Source organism: Zobellia nedashkovskayae (genome assembly GCF_015330125.1).
Taxonomy (GTDB): domain Bacteria; phylum Bacteroidota; class Bacteroidia; order Flavobacteriales; family Flavobacteriaceae; genus Zobellia; species Zobellia nedashkovskayae.
In genome coordinates, this window is sequence record NZ_JADDXR010000002.1 from 2,733,960 (window position 1) to 2,750,779 (window position 16,820).

General features: G+C 36.3%; 16 protein-coding genes. 9 read left to right on the forward strand and 7 right to left on the reverse strand.

Annotated elements, in window-relative coordinates; genetic code table 11:
• Positions 1-62: 62 nt before the first annotated feature.
• Positions 63-1,664, forward strand: coding sequence for a bacillithiol biosynthesis cysteine-adding enzyme BshC (bshC, locus tag IWB64_RS11410; protein ID WP_194534115.1), 1,602 nt, complete (start codon positions 63-65; stop codon positions 1,662-1,664).
• 10 nt (positions 1,665-1,674) lie between these two features.
• Here the strand turns inward: bshC and IWB64_RS11415 are convergent, their stop codons facing one another.
• On the reverse strand, positions 1,675-2,220 hold the full coding sequence (locus IWB64_RS11415; protein WP_194534116.1) for a pyridoxamine 5'-phosphate oxidase family protein: 546 nt from the start codon (positions 2,218-2,220) through the stop codon (positions 1,675-1,677).
• A 190-nt stretch (positions 2,221-2,410) separates the two neighbouring features.
• A complete protein-coding gene (locus tag IWB64_RS11420; RefSeq protein WP_226975861.1) occupies positions 2,411-3,157 on the reverse strand; it encodes a carboxypeptidase-like regulatory domain-containing protein in 747 nt (248 codons plus the stop codon).
• A gap of 597 nt (positions 3,158-3,754) precedes the next feature.
• On the opposite strand from IWB64_RS11420, the gene guaA reads away from it, so the two are divergent.
• The 4 genes from guaA to IWB64_RS11440 all read left to right on the forward strand — a co-directional run bounded on the left by guaA (position 3,755) and on the right by IWB64_RS11440 (position 8,476).
• On the forward strand, positions 3,755-5,287 hold the full coding sequence (guaA, locus tag IWB64_RS11425; protein WP_194535868.1) for a glutamine-hydrolyzing GMP synthase: 1,533 nt from the start codon (positions 3,755-3,757) through the stop codon (positions 5,285-5,287).
• Between the two features lie 2 nt (positions 5,288-5,289).
• A complete protein-coding gene (locus tag IWB64_RS11430; protein WP_226975862.1) occupies positions 5,290-7,461 on the forward strand; it encodes a LysM peptidoglycan-binding domain-containing protein in 2,172 nt (723 codons plus the stop codon).
• A 95-nt stretch (positions 7,462-7,556) separates the two neighbouring features.
• The gene (locus IWB64_RS11435; protein WP_194534118.1) at positions 7,557-7,961 is read left to right on the forward strand and encodes an OsmC family protein; all 405 of its coding nucleotides are present in this window, start codon (positions 7,557-7,559) and stop codon (positions 7,959-7,961) included.
• Between the two features lie 29 nt (positions 7,962-7,990).
• Positions 7,991-8,476 carry a DUF922 domain-containing protein gene (locus IWB64_RS11440; protein ID WP_194534119.1) on the forward strand — a complete coding sequence of 162 codons (486 nt, stop codon included), beginning with the start codon at positions 7,991-7,993 and terminating at the stop codon, positions 8,474-8,476.
• 56 nt (positions 8,477-8,532) lie between these two features.
• On the opposite strand, the gene IWB64_RS11445 is transcribed toward IWB64_RS11440, so the two are convergent.
• From IWB64_RS11445 to IWB64_RS11460, 4 genes are all read right to left on the reverse strand, one after another.
• Positions 8,533-9,063 carry a hypothetical protein gene (locus tag IWB64_RS11445; protein ID WP_194534120.1) on the reverse strand — a complete coding sequence of 177 codons (531 nt, stop codon included), beginning with the start codon at positions 9,061-9,063 and terminating at the stop codon, positions 8,533-8,535.
• A gap of 186 nt (positions 9,064-9,249) precedes the next feature.
• The gene (locus IWB64_RS11450) at positions 9,250-9,738 is read right to left on the reverse strand and encodes a hypothetical protein (protein WP_194534121.1); all 489 of its coding nucleotides are present in this window, start codon (positions 9,736-9,738) and stop codon (positions 9,250-9,252) included.
• Between the two features lie 108 nt (positions 9,739-9,846).
• On the reverse strand, positions 9,847-10,131 hold the full coding sequence (locus tag IWB64_RS11455) for a hypothetical protein (RefSeq protein WP_194534122.1): 285 nt from the start codon (positions 10,129-10,131) through the stop codon (positions 9,847-9,849).
• A gap of 29 nt (positions 10,132-10,160) precedes the next feature.
• Positions 10,161-10,850 carry a hypothetical protein gene (locus IWB64_RS11460; protein ID WP_194534123.1) on the reverse strand — a complete coding sequence of 230 codons (690 nt, stop codon included), beginning with the start codon at positions 10,848-10,850 and terminating at the stop codon, positions 10,161-10,163.
• 241 nt (positions 10,851-11,091) lie between these two features.
• Here IWB64_RS11460 and IWB64_RS11465 point away from each other — a divergent pair, with 241 nt between their 5' ends.
• Complete coding sequence (locus IWB64_RS11465; RefSeq protein ID WP_194534124.1) at positions 11,092-13,167, forward strand: tetratricopeptide repeat-containing sensor histidine kinase; 2,076 nt, start codon at positions 11,092-11,094, stop codon at positions 13,165-13,167.
• 7 nt (positions 13,168-13,174) lie between these two features.
• A complete protein-coding gene (locus IWB64_RS11470) occupies positions 13,175-13,921 on the forward strand; it encodes a LytR/AlgR family response regulator transcription factor (RefSeq protein WP_194534125.1) in 747 nt (248 codons plus the stop codon).
• A gap of 31 nt (positions 13,922-13,952) precedes the next feature.
• Here IWB64_RS11470 and IWB64_RS11475 read toward each other — a convergent pair whose 3' ends face one another.
• Positions 13,953-14,822 (reverse strand): hydroxypyruvate isomerase family protein, encoded by an 870-nt coding sequence (locus tag IWB64_RS11475; protein WP_194534126.1) that lies wholly within the window; start codon positions 14,820-14,822, stop codon positions 13,953-13,955.
• A gap of 50 nt (positions 14,823-14,872) precedes the next feature.
• On the opposite strand from IWB64_RS11475, the gene IWB64_RS11480 reads away from it, so the two are divergent.
• Both IWB64_RS11480 and IWB64_RS11485 read left to right on the forward strand, forming a co-directional pair.
• On the forward strand, positions 14,873-15,106 hold the full coding sequence (locus tag IWB64_RS11480) for a DUF3820 family protein (RefSeq protein WP_194534127.1): 234 nt from the start codon (positions 14,873-14,875) through the stop codon (positions 15,104-15,106).
• Between the two features lie 58 nt (positions 15,107-15,164).
• Positions 15,165-16,781: a CTP synthase gene (locus IWB64_RS11485; protein ID WP_194534128.1), complete on the forward strand. Its 1,617-nt coding sequence runs from the start codon at positions 15,165-15,167 to the stop codon at positions 16,779-16,781.
• The last annotated feature ends 39 nt before the right edge of the window (positions 16,782-16,820 follow it).

Here is a 16,820-nt window from a genome sequence, read left to right on the forward strand (position 1 = left end):
TTAAAGTAATTAACGTATTTTTAGGAAGTCGCATTGGCGAAGAGTTTTATATTTACACCCCTATGGAGATTGATTGTTTACCTTTTTACAGAACTGGCTATTTTTCAGAATTTATTTGCGATTATCTTGCTGAAGAACCGCAGATACGTAACTTTTATAACCGGTTTCCAAACCTTAAGAATTTTGGAGCTCAAATAGCTGAAAAGGCTACTAGTTTTCCTGATACAAACAGAGAAGTTCTTTACGAAGCATTACAGAAACAATACAAGGGTTTTAGTGTTACTAATGAAACTCAGACGCACCTTAGGAAATTGAAGGAGCCAATCACGTTTACCGTAGTAACGGGGCATCAATTAAATCTTTTTACTGGCCCACTATACTTTTTATATAAGATAGTTTCCACTATAAATCTTACCAAAGAACTTAAAAAAGCATATCCAAAATACAATTTTGTGCCTGTATATTGGATGGCTACGGAGGACCATGATTTTGAAGAAATCAATTACTTTAACTATCAAGGTAAAAAACTAAAATGGAACAGAACGGCATCTGGAGCCGTAGGTCATTTAGATACAAAAGGTCTGGAGGAGATTTTTGAGGCATTTTCAAATCAAATTGGAAACAGTACCAACGCTATGGCTCTAAAAGAGCTATTTAAGAAAGCATATTTAGAACATACTAATTTAGCAGACGCTACACGTTATTTGGCAAATGAACTTTTTGGCAAGGAAGGTTTGGTTATTGTTGATGGAGATGATAGGAATTTGAAAAGCCTTTTAGTTCCTTATGCTCAGCAAGATATTTTTGACCAACTAGCATATCAAAAAGTTTCTGAAACGATAGCAGAATTTGAAGCTTTGGATAAGAAGTATGGCGTGCAAGTTAACCCACGTGAAATCAATTATTTTTATTTGAAAGACGGACTTCGCGAAAGAATTGTAGAGCAAAATGGAGTATACTTTATAAACGATACAGATATTCGTTTTACTAAAGAAGAATTACAAAAAGAATTAAAAGCATACCCAGAAAGGTTTTCGCCCAACGTAATAGCGAGGCCTTTATATCAAGAAATTATTTTGCCTAATCTATGTTATATAGGTGGAGGTGGAGAAATAGCATATTGGTTAGAGCTTAAAACTATGTTTGAAGCTATGCAAGTACCTTTTCCGGTTTTGTCGCTTAGAAATTCTGCCTTGGTAGTCACTGAAAAACAAACGGAAAAGTTAGCTAAAATGAATCTCTCTGTTGAGGACCTCTTTTTAAAACAAAGTAGCTTCATTAATAAAAAGATAAGAGAGATATCTAATATAGATATTGACTTTACGCCTCAAAAGCAACAGTTAGAAGAGCAATTTAAAGCCATGTATGAATTGGCGGAACAAACTGATGCCTCTTTCTTGGGAGCTGTAAAGGCTCAAGAGGTGAAACAAAAGAAAGGTCTAGACAATCTAGAAAAAAGACTTCTGCAAGCTCAAAAACGAAAGCTTAAGGACCATGTGTTGTGCATGACTGAAATTCAGAACGAACTTTTTCCAAACAAATCACTTCAAGAACGTAACGTAAACTTCTCAGAACTGTATTTAGAGTTAGGAGAAGATTTAGTGCCTATGCTCTTAGATACTTTAAAACCGTTACAACAAGAATTCACAATTGTAAAAATGTAATAGTGGGCTTCTAAGGAGCTAAAAATTTACCTTCCCAAGATGTGTTGTCTTTAGTGAAAAGTACCCTAATATGGTTGGGACGTTTCAATTTAAGGTACTCAATGCTGGTGGGTTCAATTTGTATGGCGCAGAAATGATGGTCTCCGTTTAAATATTCTAAAGCATCAGGGTTTTTCATGGTACTTCCGGGTGCTACATGGGTTGTGTAATCTTTTTTGTTGCTATCCGGTACTGCACTCCAATATTCTTTTAATACTTCAGAATCTGTAATTACGGACGCTTTACCTTTTATGGTAATCTGCAAAAGATTTTCAGGATGATAGAATAATAGGCTAATAGCTCTGGTTTTGTCTATTTCATCTACTTTTTGTGAGCGCTCATCCGTATAAAACACCAGACTTAAATTATCATTAAAATGTCTGAAGACCACAGTACGTTGGCTTGGTGAGCCTGATTCATCTATGGTGGCAAGTGTAAAAAACCGAAATGGATGTCCTCTTTCAGTTATTCCTTTCTTTATTTCGGCTAGGGTTTCATCCCAAAAAGTAGAAGTCATTTGTGTGCTTTTTAATAAAAGTAGAAAAAACTTTTAAAAAGGGGTAGGGTATTTGGCAAGTAGAGTGTTATTAGTAAAAATGTTATGAAAAAGTTTTTTTCTTAAACGATTTCATGTGTTTAGGTTGGTTTTTTTGATTTTGATGAAAAGTCCGGGTTTGGTATCCCGGACTTTTACTTTTTTAAGATTTTTATTTTAATTCATATTCAAAAACTTTTTCAGTCAGTTGATAACCTGCAAATACCCCTACACCATTTTCTCCTTCAATATAATTTGGAGCAATACTGTACTCCACAAATGGATTATCATCGTTATAATTGTTTAAATAGGTTGCACGGCGGTTCAAATGAAGAGCTTCTTTACCACCTTGAATAACCGGCATGAGCTGCAAGGTCTTCATTACATCTTTTTCACCCAGTAATGCAGGAATGTCTTGGATGTCCGCAGGATTGATCTGCACTTTACTCATTTGAGTTACTTTGCTTTCTTTTATCCTTTCATCTGCAGTGACCACTACTTCTTCAAGATTTTGGGTGGAAGGTTTCAACGCTATAGAAAGAATCTTGTCTTCCAATAAATTTAGTTGCCTCTTTTCGTTTCCATAACCAATGTATGAAATGACCACTTCGTGATTTCCTTGGGGAAGAGTCAAAGAGAAAAACCCATAGTCATTAGTTGTTGTTCCTAATTTTAATTCGGGTACATAAACGGAAACTCCCAAGAGATTTTCACCACTTCCACTTTCAGTAATATACCCACTAATGGTATACTTTTTTTTGGCTTGATCGGGAGGAAGATAGTTGTTTTCTGATATGAGAGGGGGTCGTAAATTTTTGTGAATTCCTTTTTCAAACCCGGAAGGGAGTCGATTCATTTTTGCGTGACCTTGTTGAAAAAAGACAAGAAAAAATGAAGTACAGCAGATAGCTTTTTTCAAGATATGTTTGTTTTTTGATTGATGAGAACACTGCTTTTATGCATTGATGAAATGTTGGTATAGCAGTAAATTCTTACGCAAGAAAGTCATAAACTTTAGAGTAGGCTGTTAACGAAAAGATAAATAAAAAAATGGCCAAAGCAGGTTGAAAACAAAGTTTGTGTTTTTGAAGGTCCAAAATTAACTTCAGCTTAATTTGGTGATAAAGTGGGTGATTTTTGCTAAAATTAACATAATTTAACAATTTGTAGGAAAGGTATTAATAATTTAAAATCCAGTATATTAAATATAATTATATAAAGTTTTTAATCACATTTAGCTAATTTTGGTAAAAGGGCTCCTATTTTGACTGATTCCTTGAAAATTTTCTGAAAAAATCTGAAAATGTGGAGTTGTTATCCATTTTAGAGTTTATGAAAATATTGGCTATTCTATTTTTACGGAGTTGTGTTTTTAGCTGATTTGTAAGAATTTTAATTTTCATTTTAGCTTGTTCTCTATCGTATTGATTCTCCTATTTTAGGTGATTGTTAAAAACCCGATTATAAATATGTGAAAAGAGTGTTTTCGGGAGAATGGAATTTGCTATTTTTGCCCATGCAAAACAACGTCCTTATACTAGATTTCGGTTCTCAGTACACGCAACTCATCGCTAGAAGGGTTAGAGAACTCAATATTTTCTGTGAAATAAAGCCATATAACAAGCCTCCGGAGGATTTATCGTCCTATAAAGCGGTAATTCTATCAGGTTCGCCGTTCTCGGTACGTGCAGATGATGCACCGCATCCAGACTTGTCTGAGATTAGAGGAAAGAAGCCTTTATTGGCTGTTTGTTATGGTGCACAATATCTGGCTCATTTTGGAGGTGGTAATGTTGCGCCATCAAATACAAGAGAATATGGTCGTGCAAATCTATCCTATATCAAGTCAGACGAAGCATTTTTTGAAGGTGTTTTAGAAGGTAGCCAAGTGTGGATGAGCCATAGTGATACGATTCAAAAACTTCCTGAAAATGGAGTGGTTTTAGCTAGTACACATGATGTTGAACATGCTGCATATAGAATTGAGGACGAGAGTACTTACGCTATTCAGTTTCATCCAGAAGTTTATCACTCTAAAGATGGTAAAAAAATACTAGAAAACTTCCTAGTAAATATCGCTGGGTTGGACCAATCTTGGACTCCGGATGCATTCGTAGATATGACCGTATCTGAATTGAAAGAAAAAATTGGTGATGATAAAGTAGTGCTAGGTTTGTCCGGTGGTGTAGATTCTACCGTGGCTGCTGTGCTTCTGCATAAAGCTATTGGCAAGAACCTCTACTGTATTTTTGTTAATAACGGTCTACTTAGGAAGAACGAGTTTCAAGATGTTCTTGATCAATATGAACATATGGGGTTAAATGTAAAGGGTGTTGATGCTTCGGCACGCTTTTTGGATGCCCTTGCAGGAGAGAGTGACCCAGAGAGAAAACGTAAGATTATTGGTAATGCATTTATAGAGGTTTTTGATGATGAGGCTCATCTGGTACAGGATGTTAAGTGGCTGGCGCAGGGAACTATATATCCAGATGTGATAGAATCGGTTTCGGCAACGGGCGGTCCTTCAGCTACTATAAAGAGTCACCATAACGTAGGAGGCTTACCAGATTTTATGAAATTAAAAATTGTGGAGCCTTTACGAATGTTATTTAAAGATGAGGTTCGCCGTGTAGGCAAGAGTATGGCTATAGGAGAAGAGCGTTTAGGAAGGCATCCATTTCCTGGTCCTGGACTAGCAATTCGTATTTTGGGTGACATTACGCCAGAAAAGGTGTCTATACTACAAGAGGTGGATCATATTTTTATACAAGGACTTCGGGATTGGGGTCTTTACGATAAGGTTTGGCAAGCGGGAGCCATGCTTCTACCAGTTAATAGTGTAGGGGTTATGGGAGACGAGCGGACTTATGAAAAATGTGTAGCTTTACGAGCTGTAGAGAGTACCGATGGTATGACAGCGGATTGGGTGAATTTACCTTATGAGTTTTTACAAAAGACATCAAACGATATTATCAACAAAGTGCCTGGGGTCAACAGAGTCGTTTACGATATAAGCTCTAAGCCACCAGCAACCATTGAATGGGAATAAATATGAATCAGTTTTTTAAAGTTAGCCTAACGCTTTTATTGTTTGTTTTTGTAGCATGTAAAGTGTCCGCACAGAAGTTCACAACGCATGCAGTTAAGAAGGGTGAGACCCTAGAAGATATAGCAAAACAGTATAAAGTAGATGCTCAAACTATACTTAAATTAAATAAGGAAGTAAAACGAGGTGATGAGCTGAGAGCTAATACTATATTGGTTATACCTAAGGATAGTAAAGCTAAGGCTGTAGCAGCACAATCTACTAGAAAAGTGGAGAGTCCTACGGTTCAGAAAGAAGGGGTAGAAGAGCAAGAGGAGCCTATTGGTTTTACGTCTTACCGAGTAAAGAAAAAGGAGACTTTATATAGCATTGCCAAGCGATTTCATATTAGCGAAGAGGCAATTAAAAAATACAATCCAGATTTGTACTCTTCTCAGTTGAAGAGAAAGATGACTCTAAAGATCCCAAAATACCGTAGGGTTAAACCGGAAGAAGAAGTTGTAATAGATGAGAGTAATTTTGATACTTACAAGGTAGCTCCCAAAGAAACCAGATGGAGTATTGCTTATAAGTATGGTATTACCGTAGATAGCATGGTAGTCTTAAATCCTGAGCTTTCTGGGTCTAATGATTACTTAGCGGTAGGTCAAGAGTTAATGTTGCCTAAAATTGCAGGAAGCACTGTTGAAAACCAGCAAACCCAATTATATACTTCATATACAGTTCCGCCAAAAATGAATTTCTTTCAGTTGGAACAAAAATTTGGTGTGAAGTCAGATGAGATTGTTCGTTTGAATCCTGAAATTACCGAAAGAGGTGGGTTGAAAGAAGGTATGGTTATCCGTATTCCTGAGAAAAAAGCGAATAGTGGTGTAATCAACACGGACAATTATAACTTTTATGAAGTTAAGCCAAAGCAAACAGAATTTTCACTTACTCGTAAATTTGGTGTAAGCTATAAAGAACTTTTAGCGTTGAATCCGGATTTGGCCCAAGGGCTGAAAGCAGGTATGATTCTAAAACTACCAAAAGATCAAGAGGGTAACTTTGAAGTTCGTAATTCACTGGTCTTGGATAAAATCAACCTTGTGGATAGCATAGATGTGCAGAACAAACCAAAGTTGATGTTTCTTTTGCCTTTTAGATTAGATAAGTTAGACCTGAGTGATAAGGACCGTGTGGCGAATATCATTGATAAAAGAAATAGTCTTAAGTATAGCTTAGGTCTTTATTCAGGTGCATTGGTTGCTATTGATTCTATTGCAGATTTAGGAATTTCAGTAGATGTCAAGACTTTTGATAACCAATTGAACTTAGATAGGACTAAAGAAATTTTACAGCTAGAGAACCTTTCAAGCTATGGTGCAATCATTGGACCGTTAGATATGCCGTCTATGAAAGAAACTGCGCTAAGAGCAAGTGGTAAGAAAGTATCTCTTGTGGCGCCTATTCCTGCAAAGAGCGATTTGAGTTTGGCTAATGTATTTTTTTCTTATACTTCTGATGAGGTGCTTCGTAATCATATGATTGAGTATGTGCAGGGTAAGCGCAATGCTGAACAGCATGTAATCATAATTGCAGATGACAAGAATAAAAAGGTTAAGGAGCAATTGTTGTTAGGTTTCCCTGGAGCGGATACTTTAAAAGTAACTCAGGAAGAGAAAAATATTGGTATTGATATAGAGAAGTTGACAGAACTTCTTTCTGAAGAAGCTGATAACTGGGTGTTCGTGGAAACTGATAATTTTAAATTGGTGTCAAGTGTGAGTTCTATTTTGAATTCAATGAACATAAAAGATAGAAAGGTGCGCATGTTCACAACGAACAAGAACAATGCTTTTGATAATGAGGTAATCAGTAATTCCCATTTATCCAACCTACACTTTACATATCCTTCCGTATATAAAATAGGATCTAACGATTCTTTTTCTAAACGCTACGAAAAAAGATTTGGCACCACGCCAGATAGGTATGCCGTGCGTGGTTTTGATCTTACTTTCGATATTTTATTGAAGTTGGCTTATAAGAATAATATGGTGGAAGCTTCTAAGTTTATTGGTGAAACTGAATATTCTGGTAGTAAGTTCGACTATGAAAAGGAGGGTGCTTCAGGATATTTTAATCAATCATCATACATTCTAATGTTTGAAGACCTTCGTATTCAAGAAATTGAGTAAGTCTAGAAATCACTGAAATTAATTTCTTTTTTATATGAGGTAGTACTAACTTAGAGCTTACGAATAGAGCTATTAATTCTAAACCCTAAGTTAGTATGACATCAAAAGTAACCTATAACGGAGATTTAAGAACCACTTGCGAACATATGCGGTCTGGTGATACTTTTATTACAGATGCTCCTGTAGATAATAACGGGCTAGGACAAGCCTTTTCGCCAACGGACACTGTGGCAACCGGATTGGGAAGTTGTATGATTACCATGATGGGAATTAAAGCCAAGGGTATGGGATTGAGATTAGAGGGCTCTACCGTTGAAATTAAAAAACACATGGCTGCCGAGCCAAGAAGAATATCTAAAATTGAAGCGAAACTGATTTTGCCTTCTATCGCTTCCGATAAGGAAAGGAAGATTTTAGAGAATACCGCTAACACGTGTCCTGTACTTTACAGCTTGCATCCAGATATAGAAAAAGTAATAACATTCCATTGGGAACTTTAAAACACGGTCTTTTTTTACTTTGTTTTTGTATGTTCGGAACTGTTTCTTCTCAAGAAGAGGAAACAATTACTTGGAGCGCAGATAGAAAGTTGCAATGGTCAGATTTTAAAGGAACTTATTTTAAAACCCATTGGGCCGCCGCTACAACTGCAAGTGGAGTTAGTTATTCATTTTCTTCTTTTAAGAAAGATGGTCAGATATATCTAGATTTTGTAGTTAAGAGTGAGTTTATTCCTGGAAAATCATGGTATCGTCCAGAGGTGTGCGATTCCGTTATTTTAAGCCATGAGCAGTTACACTTTGATATATCAGAGCTCTATGCAAGAAAAATGCGGGAGCGGCTCTCTGAGGCTCAGTTTACGATGAATGCCAAGAAGGAAGTGAAAGTCATTTACAAGACTATTCTAAAAGAGTTGAATGATTTTCAGAATAAATACGATAGGGAAACCAATTTCTCTCAAGATTTGGAAAAACAAATACTTTGGAACCAGCAGATTAAAACTGCTCTTAAATAAAAAAGCCCTCTCAGAGTAGAACTCTAAGAAGGCTTTTTGTTATTTTTTTTGATTTCTTAAAACCTGAAAGATGCGCCTATAGTTAAAAAGGCAACTCCATAACCAGCTTCTGCAAAACCGGCAATGCTATCCGTAAAATACCAACGCCCACCAACAAAAGCTGTAGCACCTGGTCTGCTGTTTAAATCGCTAAATTCATCTCCGCCTAGAAGTCTAACAGAGGCCATAACCCCACCATAAACGTCAAGATTATCAACATCTAATCCTGTATAATGGTAAGCTCCGCGTACACCTATAATTGTATAGGACCAGCTATAATCATTACCAAAGAAATCATTGTCATAAGTGAATCTTTTATAACCAAGGTAACCTCCTAGACTTACAACACCAGGACCAGGAACATCCCAAACACCTCTTTCGTAACTAGCGCTAAAAACAGGACTTTGAGTAGAGGTAGAGTATCCTCCATAATAACCTCCTAGACCAATACCGGCGTTAATGGCATTTGTACCTACTTCAAACTCTTGGGCAGAAGCAAATTGTACTAAGAAGGCAAAGGTTGCTAATAATGTAATTGTTTTTTTCATTTTAGTAATGTTTAGTGTAAAGTCGTTATTTAGAAATAATGCTGGGGTAAAAATACACACATATTTTAAATAACATTCCTTCTGCTTCTATTTTTTAGTTTGTCGTAAAATTGAATTCTTAGCTTGGATGTATTTGGTGTTGAGGTAGGTAAAGGAATTTGGGCTGAAGTTTGTTTTGGTTGAAAGTTATTTCCACAATACGGTGCCATTCATGGTCAAAATTGCATTCGTTTTTGTATTGATAACTGTAGTTTCTGAAAATATAACTTCTTTTTTATCAAAATCTATTGAATAATTAGAACCACAATCTATAAAAGACCCAAAGTTAGGTGAAGCACAAGCATGTTTATACTCTGTGCCATCTATTGTAATATTCATGGATAATGATTTGCTGGCATCACTTGTTGATGATTCTCCAAGGTCTAGTCCAATAATAATGAAGTTGTTTTGGAGGTCACTAGGAATAGGTCCGTTTTCGTCTATTTTAGTTTTATCGTCGGTAATGATTATGGTTTTGCTATTTCCTGTTAGATCTGACCGCCCCGTGGCTATGTTGCCAATTTTTAAAGAAGAGCCTATATCTGATGTTTCATCTCCGGATAATTGTATCGTTCCTGAAGCATTTAGGTTGTCAGAACTGCCTTCTTCATTCGTAGAGTCATTGTTGCAGGCCATAGATAAACTTAAGCCAAGCAAAAGTAGGTTAGTGCGATAGTGTTGAAGATTTATTAGAAGGCGGTTCATCTATTAAGAACATTTTGAGGTTAAGTTTGGTTTATTGAATTAATTAGTTGCGTCGCAATTAGCGGCATAAAATTCTAATTGTGTTTTTTGTTCTGCATCTATAAAATCGTTACAGGTATCTAAAATCCTGGCTACATCAGCATTTATTTCGGTGCAATTCCGGTCTTGGTCGTTCCACTTTTCGTCTATGTCTAACATTAAGTTGGCACAGTCAAGTGCTTTTTGTGTTTCGCTAAGGTCGTCTACCGCATCTTTTACTGAACAGTTTATTAACATTGCTAATGCTAAAAGAAAAGCTGCAAAATAGAATAATGATTTTTTCATGGTGTTGGTTGGATTTTATGAATTGTTGGTTATTGTTCGTTGTAGTCAAAATGATAGTCAACGAACTTGCCGTCGGTTACGTCAATGGATGTACCCTCTTCGGTTTTTCCTGCAAAACTGAACTCACCAGAAAATTTTTGATTTTCGAAATCAATCGCGGTAATTTTTAGATATATATTATCTACTTCTTCAAGGTTCGGGTTGTCATCATCATCATCATCATCATCTGTCACATCTGCTTCGTAATAATTGGCAATCACTCCTTCATGAAGAAAGTCTACTAGAGGTGAATCCCATGTTTTGCCAATCTTTAGGGAGGAAAAATCTTCTCCTACCGCCCATATTATAACTGCTTTAGTATTTTCAAAACCTAAGCTTATGTCAAATCCGGAAATGTATACCATATATATTCCATCATTTTTTGTAATACTAGAGGGAGTAGTTATAAATTGTTCAAGACTTTCTGAAGATTGAAACTCTTCTCCGTTGGCCGTAGCAGTCATGGAACCGGTGTATACGGTTTCCTCTTCCTGCTGCTCCTGATCGTTTTCTTCTTCTTCTTCTTCTTCTTCTTCGGTTTTATCGTCTATATCTTCTATTTGGTCTGTAAGGTCTTCCGCAAGGTCATTTGCTGGGTGACTTTCGCATCCTGTAAATAAGCAAAATGGAATAAGGATAAAAATTAGGAGAAAGCGCTGGTAAATTTTTTTCTGTTCCATAACAATTGGTTGTTTGGTTTGGTGTGATGAAAGTAATAACAACATGCATAGCTTCCGATTAGCATTTATTAACTGTGATGTTGCGCAAGATATGCGTAGGTTTTTTTAAGGTAATCGTAATCTGTATGTTGTATTGTGTAGAAACCTCAAAAAGAACAGTTTACCCATATATTTTCAGGCTAGCGTAGTGCTCGTTTCTGATAAACTGTTAAATTTGAGGTTGAACAAACATCTATTATCCATGCCTTTATACAGAATAAAAGTGCTTGTCTTATTGTTCTTCTTATCTGTACTTGGCTTAAGTGCGCAACACGCTAAAATAGATAGTTTAAATTCTCTCCTTGAAAAAACAGTAGTAAAAGATTCGGTTAGGTTGAATGTTTTAAATGAGTTAGTATATACATATTATTCTATTGATCCCAATACCGGTATTAAATTATCTAAAGAAGCCCTACGTCTAGGTTTTGAACTTGAAAATCACAAAGCTATAGCAACCAGTTATGCATATCAAGGTCACAACTATAGTGCCATTGGAGAAGATTCATTAGCACTGGACTCCTATGATAGGGCTATGGAGATAAGGGAGAAAAATAATAATTTAAAGGGTGTGGCCAGACTAATTTATAACAAAGGATTGGTGTACTTTAATGAATCTGACTATGCCCGTGCAAACGATAATAATAGAAAAGCCTATGTAATTTTTGAGAAGGAGAAGGATAGTTTTCTGATGGCTAAAATGTTGAACAGTATAGGAATAAACTACATGTATCTTTCTCAGTACCCCAAAGCTATTAAAAGCTATCTTGATGCCAAACGTATTTATGAGGACTTAAATTTAACCGGTGACAAGCAATATGCCTCCATTCTTAGCAACATTGGTCTGTTGTATGCTAGGTTAGAAAAATTTGATGAGTCTGAGGGCTATCAAAAGCAAGCTTTAGATTTTTTTAAGGAGAATGATTTTCAGGAAGGGGTGGCTAATGCACTCACTAATCTTGGAAGGGTCTACAACCATAAGGGTGATTCTAAAAAAGCCATTGAAAGTTATAAGCAAGCTTATGATATTATGGAAAAAAATAGCAATGAGAGGGGTATGGCCAGTGCTCTTACCAATACGGGTATTGCGTTTGTTGAAATGGGTGATTATATAGAAGCCATTCCCTATTTTAATAAGACTAAAAAAATTTATGAAAAACTAAAGAACACGAACAACTTGGCAATAGTGCATCGTAATTTGGGAGATTGTTACGCTCTTGGTGAAGATGTAAATTTTAAACTGGCTGAGAAAAACTATGAAAGTTCTTTTCAATATGCAAAAGAAGCAGGTAGTATAAACCTTCAGTTTAACGCGCTAGATCAGTTAGCGATCTTGCAAGTTAAAATGGGTGATTACAAAAGAGCCTACACTAATAAAACGAAGGCTGTAGTTTTACGTGATAGTTTTTCTTCTGCCGAAAAGAAAGAGGAAATAGCCCTTCTTGAGGCCGATTATGAATACGAAAAGGAAAAGTCAGAACTGCAATCTGACTATGAAAAGAAACAAGCCGTTTCAAAAGCAGAGATGGCACGTCAGCATTTAATGATTACAGGACTTTCCATAGGGGCTTTGTTAATTGTTTTGTTTTCAACAGTAGCTTTTCAGCTATACAGGAAACGGGAAAAAGTAATGTCTGAAAAGAAGCTCTCGGAATTCAAGACCAAAGTAGCGGAGACAGAGTTAAAGGCATTGCGATCACAGATGAATCCACATTTTATATTCAATGCTATGAATTCCATAAGTGATTATATGGCTAAGAACGATGTGAAGACTGCAAATAACTTTCTTATAAAATTTTCTAAGTTGATTAGGGCTATTTTAGAGAGTTCTGAGAAAAAATGGATTTCCTTAGAAGAAGATATCAACCTTACGGAGCTTTATATGGAAATAGAATCCCTGCGCTTAAAAGATAAATTTTTACATAGTTTCAAGGTTGACGATAACGTGGATGTAGAGAATACTATGGTTCCGCCATTAATTTTACAACCTTTTATAGAAAATAGTATTTGGCACGGTATATCTCAAAAAAAGACGATGGGCCATATCGATGTGTCCGTTAAAATCGAAAATCAGTTTTTGGTTTGTACCGTAGATGATGATGGAGTAGGGCGAAAGAATGGTACCAATACAATGGGTAAGACCTCAATGGGGTTGAAAATAACGAAAAACAGACTAGATATAATAAATCAATTAAAAAAGGAAAACGGAAGTATCCACATGTTCGATAAGAAAGAAGGATTTCGTGTTGAGCTAAAGTTACCTTTAGAACTTCAATTCTAACTACTATATGTTAAATGCAATTATCATAGATGATGAAAAGCACTGTCAAAACAGATTGCTGTTATTGTTGAAATCGTTTGATACTATTAATGTACTTAAAACGGCCTCTACTTTTCAAGAGGGTTTGGAAGCTATAAAAAAGTACAGTCCCCAAGTGGTTTTTTTAGATGTGCAATTGCATAATAGAACCGGTTTTGAACTTCTCCGAGCTGTACCGAACATTAATTTTGAAGTGATTTTTGCTACGGGATATGATAATTATGCTTTGGAAGCTTTTAAATATTCAGCCTTGGATTATCTTTTAAAACCTATTGATGAAGATGATTTGAATATTGCGCTTGGGAAGTTGAATAAGAAAATTTCTTTACAAGAGATTTCAGAAAAAATGGAAGTTCTGTTCCATAATTTAAAAGATAGGAAAGCAAGTGGTTTTAAGAAAATAGCAGTTCCTACCGTAGACGGGCTATCTATGATTGCAATAAATGATATCGTACGTTGTCAATCAGACGTCAACTACACACACTTATTTTTAAAGACCGATAGAAAACTGACCGTAGCAAAAACATTAAAATATTTTGAGGCACTTTTAGAAAAACATCATTTTTATAGAACACATCAATCACATCTTATTAATTTAACCTTTGTAGATAAATATGTAAAAGGTAAAGGAGGTTATGCGCTAATGAACGATGGCTCGCACATAGAAGTTGCTGTGCGAAGAAAAGAAGACTTTTTGAAAAAATTAATGAGTTAAAAAAACCTCCCCGAAGGGAGGTTGGTAAATTTTAAACGTCACAAATAGTAATACCCTCTTTAAGGGCAGCAATTTTATCGTCCCATGTGGGTATGAATTCTTGAGCAACATAGCCTGTGTAACCAGTTGCAAGAATCGCTTTCATTATAGCAGGGTAAAAAAGCTCTTGAGTATCGTTTATTTCATTTCTACCAGGGTTTCCTCCGGTATGGTAGTGACCAAAATATTGATTGTAGTCTTGAATGTTGCGAATAATATCACCTTCCATAATTTGCATATGGTAAATATCATAAAGCAATTTAAAGTTCTCGGAACCTATAGCTTTACAAAGTTCAACCCCCCATGGGGTGGTATCACACATATAATCTGGGTGATTCACTTTAGAGTTTAAAAGCTCCATTTGAAGAACAACGCCGTGCTTTTCTGCAATCGGCATTATTTTTTTAAGTCCTTCTGCGCAGTTTTTTAATCCCTCTGCATCGTCCATACCGTTTCGGTTTCCGCTAAAACAGATAAGGTTGGTGTACCCGGCAGCAGCTACTTTTGGAATATGTTGCGAATAGTCCGCTATCAGTTCTTCATGTAGAGAAAGGTCGTTCCAGCCTTTTTCAATACCAAAACCGGCTCCCCAACACATAGAGGAATGAATACCATATTTTTTCATTATAGGCCATTCTTCTGGGCCTGTAAGGTCCATTGCTTTGATGCCAAGTTCGTTCAGGCTTTTTAAGAAATCTTCCAAAGGAATCTTTCCATAACACCAGCGACAAACACTATGGTTGATATTTTCTTTTAATTTTACGCTTTCTGTAGTAGAAGGTGCCATCGCATTCGTAGTTTTGCAGGCCACCAATCCAACCGATGCGGCGGCAGATGTACCGATAAATTTTCTTCTTTTCATAATTTTTTGGCTATTAAGCGGAAATAAAGATAAAATATTTAGATTTAAAAATGAATATAGCTCCGGATAAAGAGAAATTGATAGAATTGGCTCATTATAGAATGCCGTTTGGAAAATATAAAGGGAAGTATTTGGTGAATCTTCCCGAACCCTATCTCATATGGTATCAACAGAAAGGTTTTCCTGAAGGAAAATTAGGAATTCTCCTTAAATCCATGCTAGAAATTAAGATTAATGGCCTAGAGCCGTTAATTTATCGGATTCAAAAAGATTTTCCTAGGTAAAGCCTATGATTTCCAAGGGGGATTTATATCTTTGTGCCCCGTAACAAAGAACACCAATATGTCGCAGACAAAGTATATTTTCGTTACGGGAGGTGTTACTTCTTCTTTAGGGAAAGGCATCATAGCCGCATCGCTCGCCAAATTGCTACAGGCACGTGGCTACAAGACAACGATACAAAAATTAGACCCGTATATCAACGTAGATCCAGGTACGCTAAACCCGTATGAACATGGCGAATGCTATGTAACAGACGATGGAGCAGAGACCGATTTGGATCTTGGGCACTACGAACGTTTCTTGAACGTACGTACTTCTCAGGCCAACAATGTAACTACAGGTCGTATCTATCAAAGCGTAATTGAAAAAGAACGCCGAGGGGAGTTTTTAGGTAAGACCGTTCAAGTAGTACCTCATATCACCAATGAAATTAAACGCCGCGTTCAGTTGTTGGGTAATAGTGGTGAATATGATATTGTAATAACGGAAATAGGAGGTACGGTAGGTGATATCGAATCCTTACCCTATATAGAGGCTGTACGGCAGTTACTATGGGAACTTGGTGATAACAATGGTATTGTTATTCATTTGACGCTCGTACCTTATCTTTCCGCAGCAGGCGAATTAAAAACAAAACCAACGCAGCACTCCGTTAAAACTTTAATGGAAAGTGGTATCAAGGCAGATGTGTTAGTTTGTCGTACGGAGCATGAAATTTCTGATGAGATAAAAGAAAAACTAGCGCTTTTCTGTAATGTAAGGCGTGAAGCAGTTATACAATCTATTGATGCTTCTACTATTTATGACGTTCCGTTATTGATGCAAGAAGAAGGTTTAGATACTGTAGTGCTTAAGAAATTGGCATTGGCAGATATCATAGAACCAGACCTTGCCCAATGGAAAGAATTTTTGGATAAGCATAAGAATCCTAAAAACGAAATTAACATTGGCCTTATAGGTAAGTATGTTGAACTTCAAGATTCCTATAAATCTATCTTAGAATCTTTCATTCACGCAGGTGCAGTTAATGAAGTTCGTGTAAATGTAAAATCTATTCATTCCGAACATTTACCAGGGAAAAGCCTTGATAAATTGTTGAAGGATTTAGATGGTATTCTGGTAGCACCAGGTTTTGGTGAACGGGGTATAGAAGGTAAGATTAGAGCTGTGCAATATGCCCGCGAAAACAAAATTCCGTTTTTAGGTATTTGTTTGGGTATGCAAATGGCGGTAATTGAGTACTCTCGTAACGTGTTGGGCTTAAAAGATGCCAACTCTATGGAAATGGATGAAAAGACGCCAAATCCTGTTATTAATTTAATGGAGGAGCAAAAAACCATTGTAAATAAAGGAGGAACCATGAGATTAGGAGCGTGGGATTGTGAACTTCTAGATGGTAGTTTGGCCAAAGAAATCTATAAAGGAGCAGATAGCATATCAGAAAGACACCGTCACCGTTATGAGTTTAATAGTGATTTTAAAGAGCAACTTGAAGCAAAAGGTCTTAAAGCAACGGGTATTAATAAAGAAACAGGTCTTGTTGAAATTGTTGAGATACCAGAGCATCCTTGGTTTGTAGGTGTTCAATACCACCCAGAATACAAAAGTACGGTAGACAGTCCGCATCCTTTGTTTGTAGGGTTTGTAAAAGCAGCACTTAAACATAAAAAGCAATAAAATAATGCCATTCTGGCATAATCTGGACAATTGGGCATA